16 protein-coding genes and 1 tRNA gene are annotated in these 20,236 nt (G+C 50.4%); 9 read left to right on the top strand and 8 right to left on the bottom strand.

All coding sequences use genetic code 11. The features are described 5' to 3' along the window. Window positions 1-30: 30 nt before the first annotated feature. The 3 genes from ACFQ2I_RS00190 to ACFQ2I_RS00180 form a co-directional block, all read right to left on the bottom strand. Window positions 31-1,743 carry a hypothetical protein gene (locus ACFQ2I_RS00190; RefSeq protein WP_377561415.1) on the bottom strand — a complete coding sequence of 571 codons (1,713 nt, stop codon included), beginning with the start codon at window positions 1,741-1,743 and terminating at the stop codon, window positions 31-33. Window positions 1,744-1,781: 38 nt separating this feature from the next. Continuing rightward, window positions 1,782-4,034 carry an AraC family transcriptional regulator gene (locus ACFQ2I_RS00185; RefSeq protein ID WP_377561414.1) on the bottom strand — a complete coding sequence of 751 codons (2,253 nt, stop codon included), beginning with the start codon at window positions 4,032-4,034 and terminating at the stop codon, window positions 1,782-1,784. Window positions 4,035-4,179: 145 nt separating this feature from the next. Further along, on the bottom strand, window positions 4,180-4,473 hold the full coding sequence (locus ACFQ2I_RS00180; protein WP_377561413.1) for a hypothetical protein: 294 nt from the start codon (window positions 4,471-4,473) through the stop codon (window positions 4,180-4,182). Between the two features lie 129 nt (window positions 4,474-4,602). Between ACFQ2I_RS00180 and motA the strand changes: the two genes are divergently transcribed. Together motA and motB are read left to right on the top strand one after the other, a co-directional pair. Next, entirely contained in the window at window positions 4,603-5,403 is an 801-nt protein-coding gene (motA, locus tag ACFQ2I_RS00175; RefSeq protein ID WP_377561412.1) for a flagellar motor stator protein MotA, read from the top strand. Beyond that, window positions 5,387-6,199, top strand: coding sequence for a flagellar motor protein MotB (gene motB / locus ACFQ2I_RS00170; protein ID WP_377561410.1), 813 nt, complete (start codon window positions 5,387-5,389; stop codon window positions 6,197-6,199). Before motA ends, motB begins: the two co-directional genes overlap by 17 nt. A gap of 92 nt (window positions 6,200-6,291) precedes the next feature. Here motB and rluF read toward each other — a convergent pair whose 3' ends face one another. Together rluF and ACFQ2I_RS00160 are read right to left on the bottom strand one after the other, a co-directional pair. Continuing rightward, window positions 6,292-6,996, bottom strand: coding sequence for a 23S rRNA pseudouridine(2604) synthase RluF (gene rluF, locus ACFQ2I_RS00165; protein ID WP_377561528.1), 705 nt, complete (start codon window positions 6,994-6,996; stop codon window positions 6,292-6,294). A gap of 64 nt (window positions 6,997-7,060) precedes the next feature. Then, on the bottom strand, window positions 7,061-8,854 hold the full coding sequence (locus ACFQ2I_RS00160; RefSeq protein WP_377561409.1) for a PAS domain S-box protein: 1,794 nt from the start codon (window positions 8,852-8,854) through the stop codon (window positions 7,061-7,063). 231 nt (window positions 8,855-9,085) lie between these two features. Here ACFQ2I_RS00160 and tadA point away from each other — a divergent pair, with 231 nt between their 5' ends. Continuing rightward, the gene (tadA, locus tag ACFQ2I_RS00155) at window positions 9,086-9,553 is read left to right on the top strand and encodes a tRNA adenosine(34) deaminase TadA (protein ID WP_377561408.1); all 468 of its coding nucleotides are present in this window, start codon (window positions 9,086-9,088) and stop codon (window positions 9,551-9,553) included. A 1-nt stretch (window position 9,554) separates the two neighbouring features. Here tadA and ACFQ2I_RS00150 read toward each other — a convergent pair whose 3' ends face one another. Next, a complete protein-coding gene (locus tag ACFQ2I_RS00150) occupies window positions 9,555-9,737 on the bottom strand; it encodes a Spo0E family sporulation regulatory protein-aspartic acid phosphatase (RefSeq protein ID WP_377561406.1) in 183 nt (60 codons plus the stop codon). A 298-nt stretch (window positions 9,738-10,035) separates the two neighbouring features. Between ACFQ2I_RS00150 and ACFQ2I_RS00145 the strand changes: the two genes are divergently transcribed. Genes ACFQ2I_RS00145 through ACFQ2I_RS00135 form a run of 3 tightly spaced genes read left to right on the top strand, consistent with a single transcriptional unit; the run spans window position 10,036 to window position 13,486 of the window. After that, window positions 10,036-11,220, top strand: a complete 1,185-nt coding sequence (locus ACFQ2I_RS00145) for a carboxylate--amine ligase (protein ID WP_377561405.1) — start codon at window positions 10,036-10,038, stop codon at window positions 11,218-11,220. Between the two features lie 30 nt (window positions 11,221-11,250). Continuing rightward, the gene (locus tag ACFQ2I_RS00140) at window positions 11,251-12,729 is read left to right on the top strand and encodes a UDP-N-acetylmuramoyl-L-alanyl-D-glutamate--2,6-diaminopimelate ligase (protein WP_377561404.1); all 1,479 of its coding nucleotides are present in this window, start codon (window positions 11,251-11,253) and stop codon (window positions 12,727-12,729) included. A gap of 37 nt (window positions 12,730-12,766) precedes the next feature. Next, window positions 12,767-13,486 carry an aspartate/glutamate racemase family protein gene (locus ACFQ2I_RS00135; protein WP_377561403.1) on the top strand — a complete coding sequence of 240 codons (720 nt, stop codon included), beginning with the start codon at window positions 12,767-12,769 and terminating at the stop codon, window positions 13,484-13,486. A gap of 96 nt (window positions 13,487-13,582) precedes the next feature. Here the strand turns inward: ACFQ2I_RS00135 and ACFQ2I_RS00130 are convergent, their stop codons facing one another. Then, window positions 13,583-16,219, bottom strand: a complete 2,637-nt coding sequence (locus ACFQ2I_RS00130) for an S-layer homology domain-containing protein (protein ID WP_377561401.1) — start codon at window positions 16,217-16,219, stop codon at window positions 13,583-13,585. A gap of 340 nt (window positions 16,220-16,559) precedes the next feature. Between ACFQ2I_RS00130 and ACFQ2I_RS00125 the strand changes: the two genes are divergently transcribed. The 3 genes from ACFQ2I_RS00125 (at window position 16,560) to ACFQ2I_RS00115 (ending at window position 17,771) form a co-directional block, all read left to right on the top strand. Next, window positions 16,560-16,636, top strand: a tRNA-Arg gene (locus ACFQ2I_RS00125). A 212-nt stretch (window positions 16,637-16,848) separates the two neighbouring features. Continuing rightward, window positions 16,849-17,211, top strand: a complete 363-nt coding sequence (locus ACFQ2I_RS00120) for a VOC family protein (RefSeq protein ID WP_377561400.1) — start codon at window positions 16,849-16,851, stop codon at window positions 17,209-17,211. Next, window positions 17,208-17,771, top strand: coding sequence for a winged helix-turn-helix transcriptional regulator (locus ACFQ2I_RS00115; RefSeq protein WP_377561399.1), 564 nt, complete (start codon window positions 17,208-17,210; stop codon window positions 17,769-17,771). Before ACFQ2I_RS00120 ends, ACFQ2I_RS00115 begins: the two co-directional genes overlap by 4 nt. Window positions 17,772-17,807: 36 nt before the next feature. Here ACFQ2I_RS00115 and ACFQ2I_RS00110 read toward each other — a convergent pair whose 3' ends face one another. Then, entirely contained in the window at window positions 17,808-20,129 is a 2,322-nt protein-coding gene (locus ACFQ2I_RS00110; protein ID WP_377561398.1) for a helix-turn-helix domain-containing protein, read from the bottom strand. Window positions 20,130-20,236 lie beyond the last annotated feature (107 nt).

Here is a 20,236-nt window from a genome sequence, read left to right as displayed (position 1 = left end):
GGTTCAAATACCTTGAAACATAGCCTGGCATTACGCCTTCAATAGCTTAATGACCATTGATGTGCTCATCTCCTCTGTCCTCACTTGAGCCAGCTTATACTCGCCGTTGCGATTGCCGTACGCCTCTTCACTGATGACGATCTCACCATTAAAGCTGGCTTGATAGAGACTGTCGCCAAGTCGCACCCGAACGAGCCCCGGCTCGCAGTCGATTGTAGCGGTATCCTGTCCATTGGTAACTAGGAGCGGCACAGATGTATATACGGCTTGCGTAGTTGGATGAATCAGTTCCGTATCGATTGTAACGCCTTTCGGACCCACATGATACACGAGCCTGACCGCCTCGCAGCCCTCCATGCAAGAACCGCTGTACGTCACCTGAAAGGCGACATCATCCTGCTCCTCCCGCAATACCTGCAGTTCGTTCCTCAACCCTTCGCCCAGTTGGCTCAAATATTGCACTTCGCCGGACGGCTTCTGCCAGCCTGGAGACAGACAGCCTTGCAGACGTCCGACACCCTCTCCCACCTTGTAACCGTCTCCTGACGATAATGGCACGGATAAGCATAGCTCCGATGGTACTCCATAACGATGTATGCGGCCCAGGCCCGTCGCATCGTATTGCGGGTCTCCGTTCGTGTCGATCTGCAAGGAGTAGCCTCCGGCGCTTGCGAATAATTTATGGAAGTAGGGGGAAGTCTGCGCGACATATCCCCCTGTCTCTGCCGGACAAGGCCTCTCGGGTACGGCAGAATCGGAAGCGAACAGATAGGCCAGCGCCAGGAAAGAGCCCATTGTGATCATATACTTGTCATAATAACCGTACCCTTCGGTTCCCCACCCGCTGTCAACGCTGTATCCGTTCCTGATATGATGCGGCGGATCGGCATCCATCCAGCGCTGTACGGATTCCAGGGCAAGCTTGGCGCTTCTCTTGTGCATACCGGCCAGCTCCGGATTGCCCTCTTCCTCATATCTCCTCGCTTCGAATTCGCCGCATGCGGTCATCAGCGCCTCATGGAACAGGTACTGATTGCTACGGCCCCCGTAGGGTCCTTCGAAGGTGGCGGATTGCATGTAGAGACCAATCTGGCCAGCCTTACGCAGATGTCGATCCAGCACTTCATAGAATGATCCGCGGTAACCATAGTGAAGCATCAGCATAATCTGACAACGTGTCGTTACATCATACAGCATGGGACAGCCGGGATCCCTATACATGCCATTCTTGTCGAATCGCTTCAATTGAATCGGCCAATGCTCGGCGAAATAAGCTTCCGTATCCGTCATGCCTTCCCGTTCCCGTAAATATTCGCCCGCCATGCTGTATATGTTAATGTTGTGCAGCTTGGACTCATCCTGCAACTTCCCGATCACATACTGATACTGCTTGAATGGATCCATCGCGATCAAGTCCCGTCGCCACTCTTCCAATCGTGCTTGCTTTACTCGATTCTTCATCACGGTATAGGCCATCATAATATCTTTCACCGCAAAGTCGGATTCGATGCTGCCGGACACCTGCGGAAGCTCCCTGCAGCATGCCGTCATCATGCCTTCCCACAGCTCTTGCCGGTTCGCCATTCGTCCTCCGTCAATGAGACAAGCCAGCACGCATGTCAATCTAGCGTAAGACTGAATATCGAGATAGTCTCCGTTCCGTCTCTTCCTCAGAATGAGCTGTTGATTCGTATAAGCTTTAATTACACGCTCCATCACGTCCAAGTACGTTTCCTTTCCCATATTCGTCCCCCTCTTTACTATTATTTACTGCTGTTTCTTTAGTTTTGCTGCTTTGCGTATTGCCCCGGAGACTGCCCTACGTACTTGCGGAAGATACGGATAAATGTATTCGTATTGTTGCAGCCGACTCTAAGCGCCACATCCGCGATTTTCACTTGTTCGCTTCCCATTATTTCCTTCGCCTTGCGAACGCGATACTGATTCAGATAATCCTTGAAATTCTGTCGCGTATACTGCTTGAACACCGTGCTGATGTAACCTGGCGAGAAATGATGCTGGCTCGACAAGTCGGTCAATGAAAGATCTTCATGATAGTGTTCATGAATATATTGCAGTAATCTCTCTACCAGATCGCTGTCGGCACCTTCTCGCTCCCTGTTGATCTCATCAAGCAGACGATGAAATCGGTTCCGAATATTTTGCTGCCACAATTGCTGCGATTCCGGATGAATCTTATCCAACTCCATATCTTCCCATTGCATGTCTTGCAGATTAGAGAGCTGCAGTATCCGTTCTATCGTCGCATGTACCGCCAGGCTGAATCGTTGAAGCGATTGCTGCTGGGGAACCCGCTGCTGGAAGTTAATGTCGAACAAGCGCTCCAATATGGCCGCGACCTCTTCCCGCTTCCCTTGTTGTACGCTGCTGATCAGATCACGCTCGATATCGAGCGGATAATAATACTGGCCGCGCGGCGCAGTGTCTACATCGGAATAAGCGACAACCGTTCGCTTGTCCAGAAATGATCGATACTCCAGCGCTCGCACTGCGCTTATATAAGACTGTCCGGTCTCCTCGAGCGCTTGTGCGGGGGCCCCCACGCCCGCCGTTATCCCGATCGTATACGGACTCTCGACCTTGGCTTCCATGTGTATGAGCGCATGCTGCACTTCCTTCTTGACGGTATCCGTGCATGACTCATGAAGCAGTACAGCGAACCGTTTAAAGTCGAGCGCCACGAGCTGGCAAATCCTGCTTCTGCCTAACTGCTCATCCATGATGTGTATCAGTTGAGACTTCTTGTCCAGCAGCGAGCTACGCGAATAGATCGCATTAAGCTCCGCATAATTAGACATTTCCAGCACAACGACCGTCCAAGGTCCCCCCGACAGTTGCATCTGCAGCTTGTTCATCCTTGCCTCTATCTGTTCCCCTGTCAGCAAGCCATGCAGCATGTCGCGCAGGAACATATCCTTCAGCGGCGCCCGTTCCTTCAGCATCATCGATTTCAATTGTTCATTAGCTCTGCGGATCTTCACCGCCGTCCGGCTAATGAATGCCATCTCATCCAGCCCTTCGTTGTTGTCGAAGCCATTGAACATCGCCACGACGCGTCCAATGGGACGATACATCGTGCGGCTCAGCATATAGGCGGCAAGCATGCCGAGCAACATGCAGATGAAGGTAGCCGCTCCAATGCCAATGAGCTGAGGCTGCAGATCGGCGAAGAAGGAACGCTTCGGCACGGCATATCCATATTTCCATCCCGGCAATATCGCAGAGTTCGCTATATGTAGCTGCAGCCCGTCATGCTCTGCCGTCATGAAGCTTTCCGCTATCGGGAGGTCATAGTGTGCTATCGTCTCTCCTAGCGAAGGATACTCTTCCTGCAGTGTCGAGGCAGATAACACCGCTCCTTCCGGATTAACGATGTAGAAAGCTTCTTGGCTTTCCTTGGTCAATCCGGGCATGATAAAGCTTCCGTAGAATGAAGTGAAGAAGATCAGGTCCGGTCCTGTATATTGCGGCGTCCGGGTGACAAAGGTCATCAGAAATCCGTTTTCATCGCCGCTTTCCTTGATATAGGCTGTTATATCTTGATTAAGACCGCTGTACCGGTTTTTATAAGGAATGGCAATTTCCCTGGCATTCTGAAAGGCCATCTCTTGATCGTAATAATATCTGCTGATCGTATTCTCCGGCTTGATGACCAGACTGTCTCCCGCCCTTGTCAGGTCGATGCGAATGCCCAGGTCGTAGAAGGTAGAGTTTAATTTCTCCAGCTCTTTATACACCGTCGTAATATTGTAGTAATTATGCCGGTCATTTTGGACATAGCTTTTGACCGCCTGACTGACCTGCAGCTGATGAATGAGGCTTTGAGCAATTTTGAAGCGATTATCCAACAGTTCCGCCATCCCAAGCAAGAAGCTTTCCTGCTTGGTTTTCAGCTCCAGACCGACGATTTCCGTGTTTTTATATAGGAAGACGCCTGCCGCAATTAATGTATACAAAACGATGATGACAAGATAAGCCACCAGCAATTTTATGAAGAAGTGTTTTTTCCTCATGACAATCCCCCTGTTCGCAATAGCAAGAAAGCGTTTCCATGCGTTCCATTCATTATAAACGATATCGCTTTGCGTCTCTATACAAATAAGGGGCGGATTCGCAGTGAATTCCGCCCCTTACAAAAACAGCCGCTTCCTTCCAGTTTTAAATGAGCCTGACGATCTGGATAACGTTGTCCCCTTGCGACACTTCGATAATATGGTGCTTGTTGTTATAGGTAATGACGCCATCGCCAACTTCGATAACCGGTGTCTCGCCAAGCCCGTAGAACACATCATCCGCTAGCGCTTCCATCACTTCACCGCGCTCTCCCTGAGGCAATGCAGTCCACTCCTCCTGTTCCATCTCGAAGAAGGAATAGCCCCGTTCAATCTTGCCGACCGCTTCTGTCAGCTCCTTTAAGATATCCGCATATTCTCTCGCATGTCTGACTCCCATATGTGCTCGCTCCCTTCGAAAGTGCGGCAAATTTGCCACAGCTTCTTCTTTGCTATAACTTCAGAATACCCTTTTGACGATATAAATAAAAGTAGAGAAATGTCGAAAACGTACTGGACGGGGTGTATGATGAAAAACTCAACTATTATTGGACTCATTCTTGGATTCGTAGCCGTACTTGGCGGAATGGTTTTAAAAGGGGCAAAGCTGTCCGCTTTATTCAATCCCGCAGCATTCTTGATCATTATTCTCGGCACCGTCGCAGCCGTTATGATTGCATTCCCTATGTCAGAGCTGGCGAAAGTCGGTAAGCTGTTCAAAATCGCCACCACCGAACAGCCACTGGCTTCCCGTGAAGAGCTGATTACCCGCTTCATGGAGTGGGCTTCCATCACTCGCCGCGAAGGCTTGCTGGCGCTTGAGGCTCGGGTCGATGAAATTGAAGATTCCTTCCTGCGCAACGGCATGCGCATGATTATTGACGGCAACGATCAGGATCTGGTGCGCGATGTGCTGCTGGAAGACATCGCCGCTACAGAGGAACGCCATAAGGCGGGGGCCCTTATCTTCACGCAAGCCGGCACATATGCGCCGACGCTCGGGGTTCTTGGCGCCGTTGTCGGCTTGATCGCAGCTCTGGCCGATATGAGCGATATGGAGCATCTGGCCAAGTCCATTGCGGCCGCGTTCGTTGCTACCTTGCTGGGTATATTCACAGGATATGTCCTGTGGCATCCGCTTGCCAATAAGCTGAAACGCAAATCAAAGCAGGAAATTCAGATTCGTCTCATGATGCTTGAAGGACTGCTGTCCATTCAATCCGGCGTATCTACAATCGCCATCAATCAGAAGCTGTCCGTCTTCCTGACCCCAACCGAGAGGAAGAAGATGGCGGAGAAGGAGGAAGGGGCCGATGAGCAGGAAGCGTAAGCATCAGGACCATGAAGAGCATATCGATGAGTCCTGGCTGATTCCATATGCGGACATTCTTACCTTGCTGCTTGCCTTGTTCATCGTCCTGTATTCCATGAACTCCGTAGATGTGAAGAAATTCGAGGATATGTCCCGCGCCTTCAACTTCGCGCTTAACAACGGAAGCGGCGTGCTGGACATGCCTTCGGTTATTCGGAAGGGCGATGACACGGAGAGGGATGACAAGAAAGAGGATAAAGAAGACAGCAGCCAACAGTCCGAATTGAGCGAAGAAGAGCTCATTGTCCAGGAACAAGCCGAGCTGAACGAATTGAAGGAAGAAATGGATGCCTATATTAACGAGAACGGGTTGGATTCCACCCTGGAGACCGAGCTGAATATGTCCCAACTGCTCATTACGATAAGCGACAGTGCCTTGTTCGCTCCCGCCCAAGCGACAGTCAACACGGAAGGAACGGAGCTGGCCATCGCCATCTCCAAGCTGCTGGAGCAGTATCCGGACTATGACGTCATCATTGCCGGTCATACAGACGACAGGCCGATCAATAATGCGCAATTCCGTTCCAACTGGGATTTAAGCACGATGCGGGCCGTGCGCTTCCTTGATATTCTGCTGAAGAATGACAGTCTGGAGCCAGAGCGCTTCAGCGCGATCGGGTACGGGGAATATCATCCCATTGCGGATAACGAGACAGAAGAGGGCAAGGCGAAGAACAGACGCGTCGAAGTATCCATCATTCATACCTTTATTGACAAGACCAACCCTCAGAATCTTCAAGTGAAGAAGCCATAGATGGGAAGGCCAAGCCACACAGAAGCCTCCAGCGCCACTTTAATAGTGGTTTTGGAGGCTTCTTTCTTCTTTTGGGGAAGATGGTTATTCTGTTATGGGGCGGGCTTGTAGTCTAGCAGGCCGAACAACTCCCGCTTCTCATCCTCCGTTAGATCGCGCCACTGCCCTCTCGGAAGATCCCCCAGATGGATATTCATAATTCGGATACGCCGAAGGCGCCGGACATGGAAGCCGAATGCCTCGCACATTCTTCTGATCTGACGATTACGTCCTTCCGTCAGAACAATGCGGAACACGCGATCCCCGATCCGCGTGACCTTGCATGGCAAGGTCATGCTGCCCAATATATGCACGCCTTCCGTCATTCCCTTCAGGAAGGCGGCAGTCACAGGCTTGTCTACCGTCACGATATACTCCTTCTCGTGCTTGCCTTCCGATCGCAAGATCGGGTTAACGACATCGCCGTCGTTCGTCAACAGGATGAGTCCTTCCGAATCTTTGTCAAGCCGTCCAATGGGGAATACGCGCTCCTTGTGCCCGACGAATTCCACGATATTCCCATGCACATGCTGCTCCGTCGTGCTTGTAATGCCTACAGGCTTGTTCAAGGCAATATAGACAGCGCTCCTGCGCTCCCCGATACGACGTCCATCGATCTGGACGTCGTCGCCATGCTCCGCCTGGCTGCCAAGCAGAGCCTTCTGTCCGTTAATCGTAACGCGCCCGCTCTCAACCAGCTTGTCCGCTTCGCGACGGGAGCAGAACCCCGTCTCGCTAATGAATTTATTGATCCGCACTGTTGTCACCTCGCTGCATGGCTTACTTATAATCACCAATTACATCCTGTTACCAGTATACCGTTCATGCTCCGTCTGTCAAAGCCGGCAACGTAAGCTTGACGGATGTCCCCACGCTCACCTGGCTCTGCAGCTCCAGAGTGCCTTGATGGCTGTTAATAATGCGTTGGCTGACCATGATACCAAGGCCAGTCCCTTTCTCCTTCGCCGTGAAGAAGGGATCTCCTATTTGAGATATCATCTCTTCGGGAATGCCAATGCCTTCATCCGTAATGGAGATGGCAATGCTCGCGCTCTTCCTCTGGATGGAGATATGGACGGGGCCGCCGCCCGGCATCGCTTCGATCGCATTCTTGAGCAGGTTGATGAATACCTGCTTCATCTGATTCTCTTCGCAGGAGATCAGACATTCCTCCTGCGTCAGTATCGTACGGAACTCGATATTATGCAGATGGGCTTCGCTGTCCAAGAATAGCAGCACGTCCTTCATTATATCGCGAACATCCTTGGTCACGAACTTGGTCGCTTGCGGCTTCGCCAAGATAAGGAATTCGCCCACGATCAGATTGATGCGATCCAGTTCGGACAGCATGAGATTGACATGAGACAGATTCAAGCTGCCACTCTGCTTCTGTAATTGCAGGAAGCCCCTCAGCGTCGTTAGCGGATTACGTATTTCATGCGCTACACCTGCTGCGAGCTGTCCAACTGTCGTAAGCTTCTCTGAACGGCGCAGTAATTCCTCCATCTTATTGCGGCTGCGCATATCTCTACAGATGCTGGCAAAGGCGCGAATCGTGCCATCCCCGTCGCGAATAGGCGATACCGTTACGCTGACGGGAATCGGCTCGCCGGACTTGGTAATGCGCACCGTCTCTTGGGCGGGCAGCTTCTTCCCTGCCAGCAGCAAGCCGATCATCTGGCATTTCTCCATCCGGTGCGTCTCCGGTACGGTAGGGTATCTTCTTCCCAGCACCTCGGCTTCCTCATAGCCGAATAAGTGCTCGAAAGCGCGATTAACTTGTACGACCTTCCCCTCCAAATCCATCAGATGGATGGCGTCGTTTGAATGATTAATGAAGGATTCCAGATGCTCTTTCATTCGCCGATTTTCTTCGAACGCTTTGCGCAGCTTACTCATATAAATACTCAAATTTTGCGACATGGCGTTAATCTTCAGTGCTAGAAGCCCGAATTCGTCTTTGCGCTTGATTAGAATTGGCTTATGAAATCGAACAGAAGACACTTCATTCACTTTCCATAAAATATCCTTGAGCGGACGGATCATCACACTGACCAGCCAATACGTAAACAGCGGTAAAATAGCGATGAAAATCAATGTGTAATATAACATATTATTGCGCTGAATGCCCATCAGTTCCAATGTTCTTCCGCGCTCATATACGATACTGATAATATAGTCCTGTAATTGTTCACTCCTATAATAGCTTCTATAATAACTGTTCCCGTTCAACTTGAATTGCTGCAGCCCCGCGTTACCCTTTGTCGCCTCTTGCAGAAATCGGTAATCGTTGTTAGCATCAGAGTAAGCATATGTGCCATAAGCAACCTCCTCCGCACCCACTCGGAAGACCGTGATCTCTTCAATATACGGATTAATGGACTTTAATCGATCAAATATGTTGTCTGTAGATAACGCATCATCAGAGCGGTCTAACGCTTGCGATTCATGTTCATGTATCGTGATGGCAGCATGTCTGGATGTGTTCTCCATTGACCGAAGCAGCATGCCTTGTACTTCCCTCACCATTGAATATTCGCTCAGCAAGTGGTATACAATGACTACAGCCAGCAGCATAAAGGAAATGGCGACAGAAAGCTTGGTTTTAATGGACAAAGAGCGACACATCCTTCTTCAAGATGATCGGTGCTGAAGTACAATCTATACGTTCTTATACACATCTTGCACACAAAACTAACAGTTCTCATTCACAGTAGTGGATGAATTGTGTATAACTCTGTGAACAAATAATTAGTTGTCCACAGAGTTATACACCGCCTGTTAACATTAGAATATTTGTTCGTTGTATAAATTGAATACCCAAGGGCAGTTAAGGAGTGATTACATATGTTAAGAGAGCAGACAGATCGCGAATGGATGCTAGAAGCGATTGCCGAAGCCGAGAAAGCCGAGAAAATAGGAGAGGTACCCATCGGTGCCGTTATCATTCGGAATCATGAGATCATCGGCCGTGGCTACAATGTAAGAGAATCGAAACAGGATCCTACCGGGCACGCAGAGCTTGTCGCCATTCGCAATGCCTGCGAGACAATCGGAGCATGGAGGCTAAGCGACTGCACGCTTTATGTCACGCTGGAGCCTTGTCCCATGTGTGCGGGAGCAATTGTGCAAGCCCGTGTCAAGCGTGTCGTCTACGGCACGACAGATCCTAAGGCAGGGTGTGCAGGTACGCTTATGAACTTATTACAAGAGCCCCGTTTCAACCACGAAACGGAGCTCACAAGCGGTATCCTGCAGCCGGAATGCGCCATGCTGCTTACCCGATTCTTTCGTCGACTGCGAGAACGCCAATAAATCATGTATTCTCTTCACGTTTCATCGAAGAGACTGCGATTTCCTCTCGTTGGATTTGCTGAAGCGCTACAATTAACTGGTCCGCCTCTTCGCTTATAGCGAGTACGGCCGGATCCGTCAGGCTGCCTCTTGCCTCGGCAATCTCATGCAGCTTCTTCCGAAGCGAATGCAGTTGTCTAAGCAAGTTTTTTTTATCCATAGCTCGCTTCGAGGCACGCTCCTTCTAGTCATCATGTGGTAATGGTATCATTATACTCCTCATCTCCAGAGGAGTTTGTAAAAATTTGTCGACAAACGCCTACTATTTTCAGGCATATTTCGACATGTTTAGGAAAAATGTTTCAGACCCATATTCCCATTACCGAATGGGCTACCGAATGACTTCCCCATGACCGATTGTAGCCGGAACGCGCAATTGTAATATAAGTAGTGATGAAGTACAATGACTTCATACACATTTATGGAATGCGGGATGATTGATTGTGAACAACAAGGCTGTTATTCTAGGATGCAATTATTATATCGGACTAAGTGTCATTCGCTGTCTGGGCAAGCAAGGGATACATACAGTTGCTGTGGATTATTCTCATGAAGGAGCATACGGAGCACTGTCAAAATATACGTCAGAGCGCCTGATCGCTCCCCATTACCGCGACGAGAAATCTGCCTTCATCACATTCCTGAAGGATTATGCCCGGAAGCAAAGCGCCCCTCCGGTGCTCTTCCCTTGCCATGACTCCTATGTCGAGGTCATCGATGAGTACTTGGAGGAACTAAGGCAATATTATCTCATCCCGCAGACGGAGCAAGGTCTCTATACGAAAATGATGAACAAGGAAATACTACACCGTCTAGCCGAGGAGAACGGCGTAAACGTGCCTGAGACGGTCAGAATTCACGAAGACAACTTCCTGAACCGGATTGATGAAATTATTCAATATCCCTGTGTCGTGAAACCGACGGACTCTCCTTCATTTGTCGCCAAGTTCAGACGCAAGCTGTTCAAGGTACACAACCGGAAGGAGCTGCTAGAGGCGCTGGAGAAGGCGGCACAAGCTGATCTCGAGGTCATAGTGCAACGCATCATTCCCGGCTTCGACGATCATATGTATACGTTCGACGCTTATTTGAATCAGGACGCCAAGGTGACTCACTGGACGACCTGCCAGAAGTTCCGCCAATATCCAATCAACTTTGGAGCATCTGTCTTCACTGTTCAGAAGCATGTGCCCGAGCTATATGACATTGGCGGCACATTTCTGGAGAAGATGGGCTGGAAGGGCTTCGCCGAGATCGAATTCAAGAAGGACGCCGACACCGGACAATTCTATCTGATTGAAGTCAATGTGCGTATGACCAATTTCAACTATATGCTCTATGAAGTGGGGCTTAATATGCCTTATATTACGTACCGGGAGCTGACCGGCTCGCCTCTGAAGCCGATGTCCTTCACCCATACGACCGGTCGCGCATTCTGGTACTTCTATGAAGACATGCTTGCCATTCGTGACTATATCAAGACCAAGCAATTGACGGCAGGTCAAGTGTTCCGCTCCCTGTTCAGACCGAAGACGGCCGCTATATGGGAATGGTCGGACCCCAAGCCGGGTATGGCCTACGTCTCCATGATCGGCGGCAAATTTGTCAGGAAGCTGTTAAGAAAGTAACTCACTATGCGTAAAAACGGAGTTGATGGTATGCTTCTAACTTCCATGCTGGCCGAAATCAACTATACTGTCTTGCAAGGGGATACGAATATAGACATATCCTCTATCGCCTTCGACTCCAGAGAAGTAGAGAAGAACGGGCTATTTGTCGCCATAAGCGGCTTCAAAGTGGACGGTCATCAATTTATTGCCAAAGCGATAGCGCTTGGCGCTGCCGCTGTCCTGGTAGAGAAAGATGTCAAGGTGGAAGGACCTGTCACGATATTGAAAGTCGACGATACGCGCGAGGCGATGGCGATGGCGGCAGCCTCCTACTACGGACACCCTACGAACAACCTTGACCTGATCGGTATAACCGGTACGAACGGGAAGACATCGACGACATACTTCGTCAAATCCATTCTGGAAGCGGCAGGGCGCAGAGTCGGCGTCATCGGCACCATCGGCGCCATGATTGGAACACAGACGCTGAAGACGAAGTCGACGACGCCTACCACTCCGGAATCGCTGCATCTTCAGCATATGTTCGCCGATATGGCGGGCTCCGGTGTCGATTACTGCGTCATGGAGGTATCGTCCCACGCGCTCAGCCTGAAGCGCGCCGCAGCCTCTCGCTTCAGCGCCGGCATCTTCACCAATCTGACGCCGGATCATCTGGAGCTTCACCGCACGATGGAGGAATACTTCGAGGCGAAGGCCAGCCTGTTCGACCTCACCTCCCGCTTCAATGTCGTCAATAGCGACGACCTCTTCGGACGCCGCTTAATTGAGCGGCTGCGGGACAGAGATACGAAGCTAGTCACCTACGGCATCGAGCAGAAGGCGGACATTACGGCTTCGGATATACGCTACTACGAGGACTATACGACGTATGCGGTGCATACCCCAACCGGCAGCATCACCATTCAGGTGAATCTGCCAGGCAGCATATATGTCTATAACAGTCTGGCAGCTGTCGCCTGGGCATATGCGCATGGCATTGCTGTGGACCACATTGCGGCAGGCATTAGAGCCGTCGAGAGCATTAGAGGGCGGTTGGAGGTCGTCTACCGGGATGAGGAACGCAAGATCATCGTCGACTTCGCGCACACGGAGGATAGTCTGGAGAAAGCCTTGACTACGCTCCGGCCATACACGAAGGGAAGACTCATCCTTGTCTTCGGCGTCTATGCTGCGCCAGGAGACGAGGGCAGCGGCAAGCGGCAGGCGATGGCCAAGGTAGCGGCGGATTATTCCGACATTGCCGTCGTCACATCCGACAATCCAAAGGATCAAGATCCCGATGCGATTATTGCCGAGGTATCCGCAGCTATCGAAGCGGCAGGCGGCACCTATTGCGGCATTGTCGATCGTAGGGAAGCGATTGAGCATGCTATTGATATTAGCCGCAAGGATGATGTCATTCTTATTGCTGGCAAGGGACATGAAACGACGCAAGTGATCGGCAAGACTGAGGTGCCCTTCAATGAAGCGGAGATCGTCAATGAAATCATGAGCGGAAGACGCTAAATTTAATCGATACTATATCTATAAAGTAGGTTGAACGATGGAACATAAGAGCTTAGGCGTAATTGGAGGGATGGGACCGAAGGCTACTGCAGTATTCTTCGACAAGGTTATAACCTGCACTGCGGCCGAGAAGGATCAAGAGCATATTAATATGATCATTCTGAACCATGCGACAATCCCTGATCGCACGAGCGTTATTCTGGGAGGCAGGCCGGAGCAGTTCCTGGAGGCGGTGGCGAAGGATCTGAAGCTGCTGGAGCAAGCGGGGGCTGCCCATATCGCCATTCCATGCAATACATCGCATTACTTCTATGAAGACATGCAGGCGATGACGGTCGTACCGATTATCAACATGGTGGACGAGACGCTGCGTCTCATCTACGAGAAGTATGGCTCCGGCATCAGAATCGGCCTGTTGGCGACGAGCGGCACTGTTCAGAGCGGCATCTATGCCACTGGCTGCAAGCAATACGGCATGGAGCTGTATACCCCAGATGAGACGATGCAGGCCCGGGTCATGGACATCATCTATACGAATGTGAAGAGCAATCAGGACTTCTCGCCGGAAGAACTGGAAGCACTCATCGGCGAACTAGTGACAGATCATGATTGCCGTTGCGTCATTCTTGCCTGCACGGAGCTGTCCTGTATTAAGCTGAGCTCAGCCAGCGCGGAGTGCAGCGTCGACGCCATGCAGGTGCTCGTCGAGGCTTCCATTACTCGCTCGGGTAAGCGCGTCAGGCAGGACGCTCCATAGCCCGTTCGTCTACTACAAGCAAGGGGGTGACCCGGGTCATAAGACCTTGGGACACCCCCTTGCTCTATTCATGCCAATTGCTCTGTCTAAGTTCCATTATGGCTGCTGCGGGTTCCAATGATTCGTTGGCGTGTAACCGTCCGCAACATGATTTTCATCGAATACAACTGCTTCGACAATATAGCCGATCGGCTCAAGGTTTTCATCGTAGAAGACCGTATAGATGAATTTGTCATCTACCGTCTTTGCAATATCAGTGCTATCCGATTGAAGATAGAATGCCCCATCGAATTGCTGCTTACCTGTTGAATGTTCGTTTAGTCGATTTGCCCTGTGAAGGGTTCCTCTTGATGAATAACCAGCCGGTCCTGTATTTTGTTTAACATCATCTAACACTAGAGCATCCGGCCATGTGCTGCGTGGCATATGAATGTGTTCATGGCTGCTAGCTATAAATTTGGCATTTGGAAGCTGTTCTAAAAGCTTGTTCGCATCAACATTCCGAATATAGCCATGACTATACGGACGGCTAGAGTGGTGCTCCAAAAATTGATCGATCAACTGCTGCTTACTCATCATCACTGTCTCAATACCGAAGTCGCCGGATAGCAATGGAATGGGAGTAATATTGTATGGGTACTCCCCTTCAGCTAACAATTGTCCGTCTCTCCATACTTTTACATACCACTCACCTGTATTGGATTGCAATTTTTCGACTGGAATATGACAATAAGCGTAACCGCATTCCTGGAACGGATCTATATCGGTATTAGTTGCAAAGATCTGTATCGTATCGTTATCACGCACTCTCTCCCCATTAACGGTATGACCGATTAATGAGTAGCTATATCCCCAAGTCCCATCGGAGTGTTGATAGGAACTGTTACGGTCTATAGTAAAACCTTCCTGTATGGTACGCGGATATTGAACAAAGATATCATACCGCTTCGATCGTAATTGATCTCCGCTATTTACATACACGGATATGCGCGTGTCTTCCATAGCGTTAATCGTGAGCTGAATGGGCTCGTCCGTCACAATCCCTGAACCGACATGTTCATACGATCCTGTCCATATATTGTAATTGCTTGTCGTATAGGTAGATTGCGACACCGTTACAGGTACTGTTACACTCTCCATGTCACGGTCGGTCACAACGCTGTATGCGAATACATCTGAATCGAAGCCCGTTTCTCCCGTTGTATAGTAATTGCCATCCAGTTGGTTCAACGTAAAGCCGCCGCCAATGGACAAGCCTTCAAGTGATGCGATTGTACAGTCCACTCCTTCGCACGCTGGCGGTGTTGGAGTTGGTTCTGGTGTCGGTGTTGGCTCTAGCGACGGTGTCGGGTTTGGCGTGGGAGTGGGGTTAGGAGTTGCTACTGGCCCAGGTGGAACAACCGTTGGTGCCGATGTAGCTTTATCGGCGCCCGCTCCTTCTGTCTTGTCCGGATTTGTTTCGAACTTGGAACCGGCCGCTTTTTCGTTGACAGCCGCCTCTTCGATCTTGCCTTGTCCAAGCAGGCTAGCTACTGCTTCTAACACCAGCTTCATGATAGTAGCTTGCTTATCCAGCGTGATTTCCGTATCTTCCGCGCCTTCTTGTACTGTTAACTCATTAATCGAACCGCTTGGTACGCTGACTTTAATGTCTGAGGCGAATACTTCCACACTTTCGAATTGACCGACCAGATCCACCTTCGAACCAGAAGGCAGCGACTCGGCTATCTCCACGTTGGCGAATCCACTATCCGTTACGCCCGACTCTTCGAGCTTCACAGGGGAATTCACTTTTACATACTGAATGGACGAAGCTCCGACGACGACGACCCGAACCGAGCCGTCTCTCTTGTCTACAGCTACTCTCACAAGGACGGAGTCTTCGAAGTGGATGGAGTTGGCTCCCCCGCCTTGTACGATCGTATCGCCTTTCACGGTTACTCCCTTAAAGTAGACATCGCCTTCGCCCACCGATTCTGCAATGGTCAGGTTGCCTTCAATGGTCACATTCCGCAGTGTGACACCGGCTGCCGACACGACAACGTCACCGGGTATGATGGTCATCCCCTCAGAAGGTCCGTACACACCGGCCTCTTCATATACGGTAAGCGGATTAGCGAACGAGATGGCCGCTTCGAGCAGTGTTACGCCTTGCGCTCTAGTCAGTTCTCCCGTCGGATCGAATCTTCCGTCCGGTTTGCCTTTCATAATGCTCTCCGCTACAAGAGCAGCTACAGCTGGTTTCCCCGCTTCGGATATATTCGATGAATCGTGGAATTGATCGAGTGCCTCCAATGAAGCATTCTCAAGCTCCAGCAAGCCTGAGACCATCCATGCAGCTTGTTCCCGAGTTACCGCTTGATCTGGTCGGAAGGTACCATCGGTATAACCTTTCACATAGCCAGCTTCCACAGCAACGGCAATCTGTTCGTATTTCCAGCTGCTCTCGTCGACATCCGAGAATGTTAACTCGCCTTTATCATCCAATCCGAATGCACGATTCATCAAGGCTACCAATTCCACTCTCGTTACTTCACGATCCGGTTTATAACTTCCTTCACCATAGCCACGCAACAACCCATCATCAATCCACTTCCGCAAGCTATCCTCAGCCCAATGACCGCTAATATCGTCAATCTCTAAGCTCTTTGCTGCTCCTGCTGCACTCCATAATGACAATGACATGATGACAGCGAGCCATGTACAAATCCATCTTTTTGACTGTTTAGACATTTGTCGTTTTCGCCTCCTGGCAGTATGTAACTAAGTTGTTCTAGCCCTATTGCTGAATACTCTTTTTTCACATCCTTTCTACTATTCCTTCGTTTTGAATACAATAAAATGACAAGACACAACAAAATAAAGCCTATAATATGGGATATATCTATCGTTATCTACTAAATATTACCCATATTCACAATCCAATAGGTCACAACTACTATATTATATACCAATTCCAGAATATCTCAATCTAATTTAAATGTTTTAACTTATGCCGCTCAGTCGATGTGAACAGACAGCAGCAATTGCAAGTTGCGCCCCTCATCCAGCCGTGGTAAAATGTGAAGTACGCGCGCCCGTAGCTCAGCAGGATAGAGCGACAGTTTCCTAAACTGCAGGTCGTACGTTCGAATCGTATCGGGCGCGCCATTTATGAAAAACCCGTGTCTCTGCTGCGTTTGCCCGTCGTTGATTGTGACGGAAGGCAGACCGAAGAGCGACCGTTTCAACCGGATAATAAGTGGTAACTATACGGCCTCCTTGCGATCAATTGCGGGAGGTTTTTTGTATGGAACTACATCTCCCTCTTTACTACCGAAATTATACTAAGTATAATAACGGTATAAAAGGAGGGCGATACCATGTATGTTCCAGGCGTAACCGTATGGTACAGTGTCAAAAATATTGATCACACCTTGGCGTTTTATACAGAGAAACTGGGTTTCGAGCTGCTTTATCATGATCAGGAAAGCGGCATAACGATGGTGAAGACAAATACGGAGAATTGCTTGATCGGGTTCTCAGAAGCAGATTCCGTTGTCCCTTCCACTTCATCTACCGTATTCGATGTGGAGAATATCGAGCTTGCCGTGGACAAGCTGAAGAAGGATGGCGTTACGTTCATCGGGGATATCGAGGTTATACCGGACTTCGTGAAGCTGGCGACGTTCATTGATCCGGATGGACACTCGTTCATGTTATCGGAGCAATTAACGGAGCTTTGAGCAACGCACGGCAGATCATTGCCTTGTCGAAAGAGCTGTCGGGCCGGTGGGTCATTCCGATCCTGCTCGCTCTGGAGAGCAGCGGTGGACGATTCACCCCTCTGCAGAATCAGCTGCAGATTGCGCCAGCCCGGCTTAGCGGCAACTTGAAGCAGCTTAATGCGCTAGGCTTGCTCAGGCATCTATCACCCTATGAACGCCGACATCCTCTATTGCCTGAATATCAGCTTACGGATAAGGGGCGGTTATACCGGGAGGCAGCGAAGGCAATGCGATATGCAGATACCGAGATCGGACATGGCCTATTGTCTGCGAGAGCTTGGAATATGCCTGTCCTAATCGCCCTGCATATGCAATATGACCGGTTCCAGGACATTCGTACCGCACTTGGCTCCATCACGCCGCGCATGCTGTCCATGCGTCTGGATGAGCTCAACGGAGCCCAGCTGATCGACAAGCAGATCATGGAGACGCCCCGGCCAACCTACGCTTATGGACTTACAGCAATAACGGAAGCGCCTGTCAGCCGTATGGCTGACGACCTGCATTCTCTTTTATAAGAAGGAGCGTTCACGCTGCAGGCTCCATCCTCGACACTAAGCCCTCGCATGACCGGAGGGCTGCTGCGTTCTCTCTTCTTGTCTGTACTTCGTCGGGGTCACACCGTTAATCCGCTTGAATGCGCGGCAGAATGTATTGGAGGATTGATAGCCGATACGCTCCGTCACTTCATGGATAGGCAAGTCCGTCTCGCGCAGCAGCATTCGGGCTTGCTCCATGCGCAGATTATTCACATACTCGCTGAACGTAACGCCCGTCTGCTCTTTGAAGAACTGGGACAGATACGTCTCCGACATCTGCAGCTCATCTGCCATCGACAGCAGCGACAGGCCGGCATCGCCGTAGCTCCGCTTCACCCGCTCCAGCATCTCTTGCTTCAGCTGTTCATTCCGACTGCGCTTCCGCTTCGCCATCTGCAAGCTAATTTCCGCCATCCATTGCGATAACTGCCTGAATAGCGGTTCGCTCTCACTGGAATGGCCGATATGATCCACCAGCTGTTGGGCTTGCTCCGCAAGATCAGACGATTTCAGCGACACATAATCCAGCACCTTCATGAGACTGCCGCATACTTCGAACAATAGCAGCTTCGACATCTGAAGCGACAGATGGCGCTGACGAAAATTTTCTTCATACAGCTCCTCCAGCAGTTTCTCCACTCCCGCCGTCTCCCCCGCCCTGATCAGATTCGATAACCGGGTCTCCAGCTCGGCGGGATAATAGAAGCTGGAGGATGATCGGGGGACCTCGTCATGACGGACGATGTAGTGCATATCGTTCGGTCTCATATAGTGCAGTGCCAACAAGGCTTCTTCATAAGAGCGTGACATCTGCATCAGATCCCGGCTGCAGCTACCCAGCGCCACGGCGAATTGAGTATGGAATTGATCGTAATACGCGGTCTCCTTCTCTCTTAGCTTCCGCTCGATTATGCCGACGGCTGCACGCTCATCGCTCTCGGAGCTGGACAGCATGACCGCAAGCTTGCCCTCACTTAAATCGTGAATCAAGCAGGAATAATCGCTAATATCCTCAAGCCATTCCTTCAATACGATTCGGCGCACATCCAGCTGCTGAAGCAGCTCCAGACTGAGAGAATTCCAGTCCCCTCTTATATCGATGACCGCGATCAGATAATAGTTGCTCTCCGGCGGGTTCATCTCGGCATGCTGCATAATCATCTGCAGCTCGTCGCGATTGGCGAAATCCCCCTTAAGCAGCCGTTCGAACATTGCGGCACGCAAGAGCGGCATCTGCGCCTCCACTTTATTCTGGAGCTTCCTGTTATCGAGAGCGAGCCTGGTCACTGCTTGTTGAATGAAATGGTGAATATCCTTCATCGGCTGCGTCGCCTTCCCCTGCAGCTCCATTATCGAGAGGGCTATCTTGCGAATCGGACGGCTGTTCCGATAAGCGAGGACAGAAGCAAGCAACAGCCCGATCAGCCCCATTGCGGCGAGAATAATGAGCGAGATATTGCGAATGTAGTGCACCTTGGAGAACAGTAGATCGGACGGCTGCGCGGCTACGTACACCCAATCGTTATAATCCGAGGTGGTGTAAGTTACGATCAGGCCGCTATCGTCCCCATCCTCAGGAGCCAAGACGCCCTCCCTTCCTTGCAGCTGAAGGGGCATTGGCGGTTGGCCGCTGGCAGACAAGTAACTAATGACCGTTCCATTCCGATCTGCAATATACGCCCAGCCATCTTGCGACAGCTCCATTCCTTGCAGCAATTCGGTAAAGTGACGGTTATCCATCATGACAGCCAGCATGCCGTTAAAGGCAATCGGCGCGCCGATCGGAGCCAGATACGTCACCCTATTCATGGCCTTCCCTTCCAGATGCACACGCTCCGCCGGCAAATAGCGGCTTCCCTCGTCAGCAAGCATCAATTGCCGCCAAGACGTGTAATCATATTGTCCGTAACGGAGAAATCCGGGATACAATTCAGCCCACTTATATGTAGAGTCCGCGGTCAGGGCCAGCTCGCTATTTTTGAACAACAATAGGAAGTCGTCAATAAATCGGCTTTGCTGAACAACACTTGAAACCGCTTTCCTAATTTCCAATGTTTTATACACTTGATCGCGATGGAATACATCCCGCTCGTACTGAAAAGACACGACCTTAGGATGCGTCGTCATATTTTGCGCGAACAACTCCACTTCCTCCAGTTGTGCATCCAGCACCTTCTTGCTCTGCTGCAGCAAAGCCATATTCTTCTCCACCACTTCATCTTCCAGCACATCTACCGTTTTATGATAGACAAAAAAGCCGATACTTAGCGGAATCAGCATCATAAGCATATAAGGGATGAGAAACCGCAGTAGAATCGTAGTCTTGTCAGATATCATAAGCCGCAATCCCAACTCTCTGTCATGGTATAGATAATGAAGGTTCCCTACATTCTACCACATACATGCCTTCCATGTGAGAATACTCCCGCCTCTGATGAATGGAA

Source organism: Paenibacillus chungangensis (genome assembly GCF_042675905.1).
Taxonomy (GTDB): domain Bacteria; phylum Bacillota; class Bacilli; order Paenibacillales; family Paenibacillaceae; genus Pristimantibacillus; species Pristimantibacillus chungangensis.
This window is presented reverse-complemented; position numbering and strand designations above follow the sequence as displayed.

What these genes read in the sequence shown, in the direction of transcription:
- ACFQ2I_RS00135 (WP_377561403.1), top strand. Translation starts at nt 12,767, where the DNA reads ATGGAACATAAGAGCTTAGGCGTAATTGGAGGGATGGGACCGAAGGCT.
- ACFQ2I_RS00190 (WP_377561415.1), bottom strand. Translation starts at nt 1,743, where the DNA reads ATGGGAAAGGAAACGTACTTGGACGTGATGGAGCGTGTAATTAAAGCT.
- ACFQ2I_RS00110 (WP_377561398.1), bottom strand. Translation starts at nt 20,129, where the DNA reads ATGATATCTGACAAGACTACGATTCTACTGCGGTTTCTCATCCCTTAT.
- ACFQ2I_RS00180 (WP_377561413.1), bottom strand. Translation starts at nt 4,473, where the DNA reads ATGGGAGTCAGACATGCGAGAGAATATGCGGATATCTTAAAGGAGCTG.
- motA (WP_377561412.1), top strand. Translation starts at nt 4,603, where the DNA reads ATGAAAAACTCAACTATTATTGGACTCATTCTTGGATTCGTAGCCGTA.
- tadA (WP_377561408.1), top strand. Translation starts at nt 9,086, where the DNA reads ATGTTAAGAGAGCAGACAGATCGCGAATGGATGCTAGAAGCGATTGCC.
- motB (WP_377561410.1), top strand. Translation starts at nt 5,387, where the DNA reads ATGAGCAGGAAGCGTAAGCATCAGGACCATGAAGAGCATATCGATGAG.
- ACFQ2I_RS00120 (WP_377561400.1), top strand. Translation starts at nt 16,849, where the DNA reads ATGTATGTTCCAGGCGTAACCGTATGGTACAGTGTCAAAAATATTGAT.
- ACFQ2I_RS00185 (WP_377561414.1), bottom strand. Translation starts at nt 4,034, where the DNA reads ATGAGGAAAAAACACTTCTTCATAAAATTGCTGGTGGCTTATCTTGTC.
- ACFQ2I_RS00140 (WP_377561404.1), top strand. Translation starts at nt 11,251, where the DNA reads ATGCTTCTAACTTCCATGCTGGCCGAAATCAACTATACTGTCTTGCAA.
- ACFQ2I_RS00130 (WP_377561401.1), bottom strand. Translation starts at nt 16,219, where the DNA reads ATGTCTAAACAGTCAAAAAGATGGATTTGTACATGGCTCGCTGTCATC.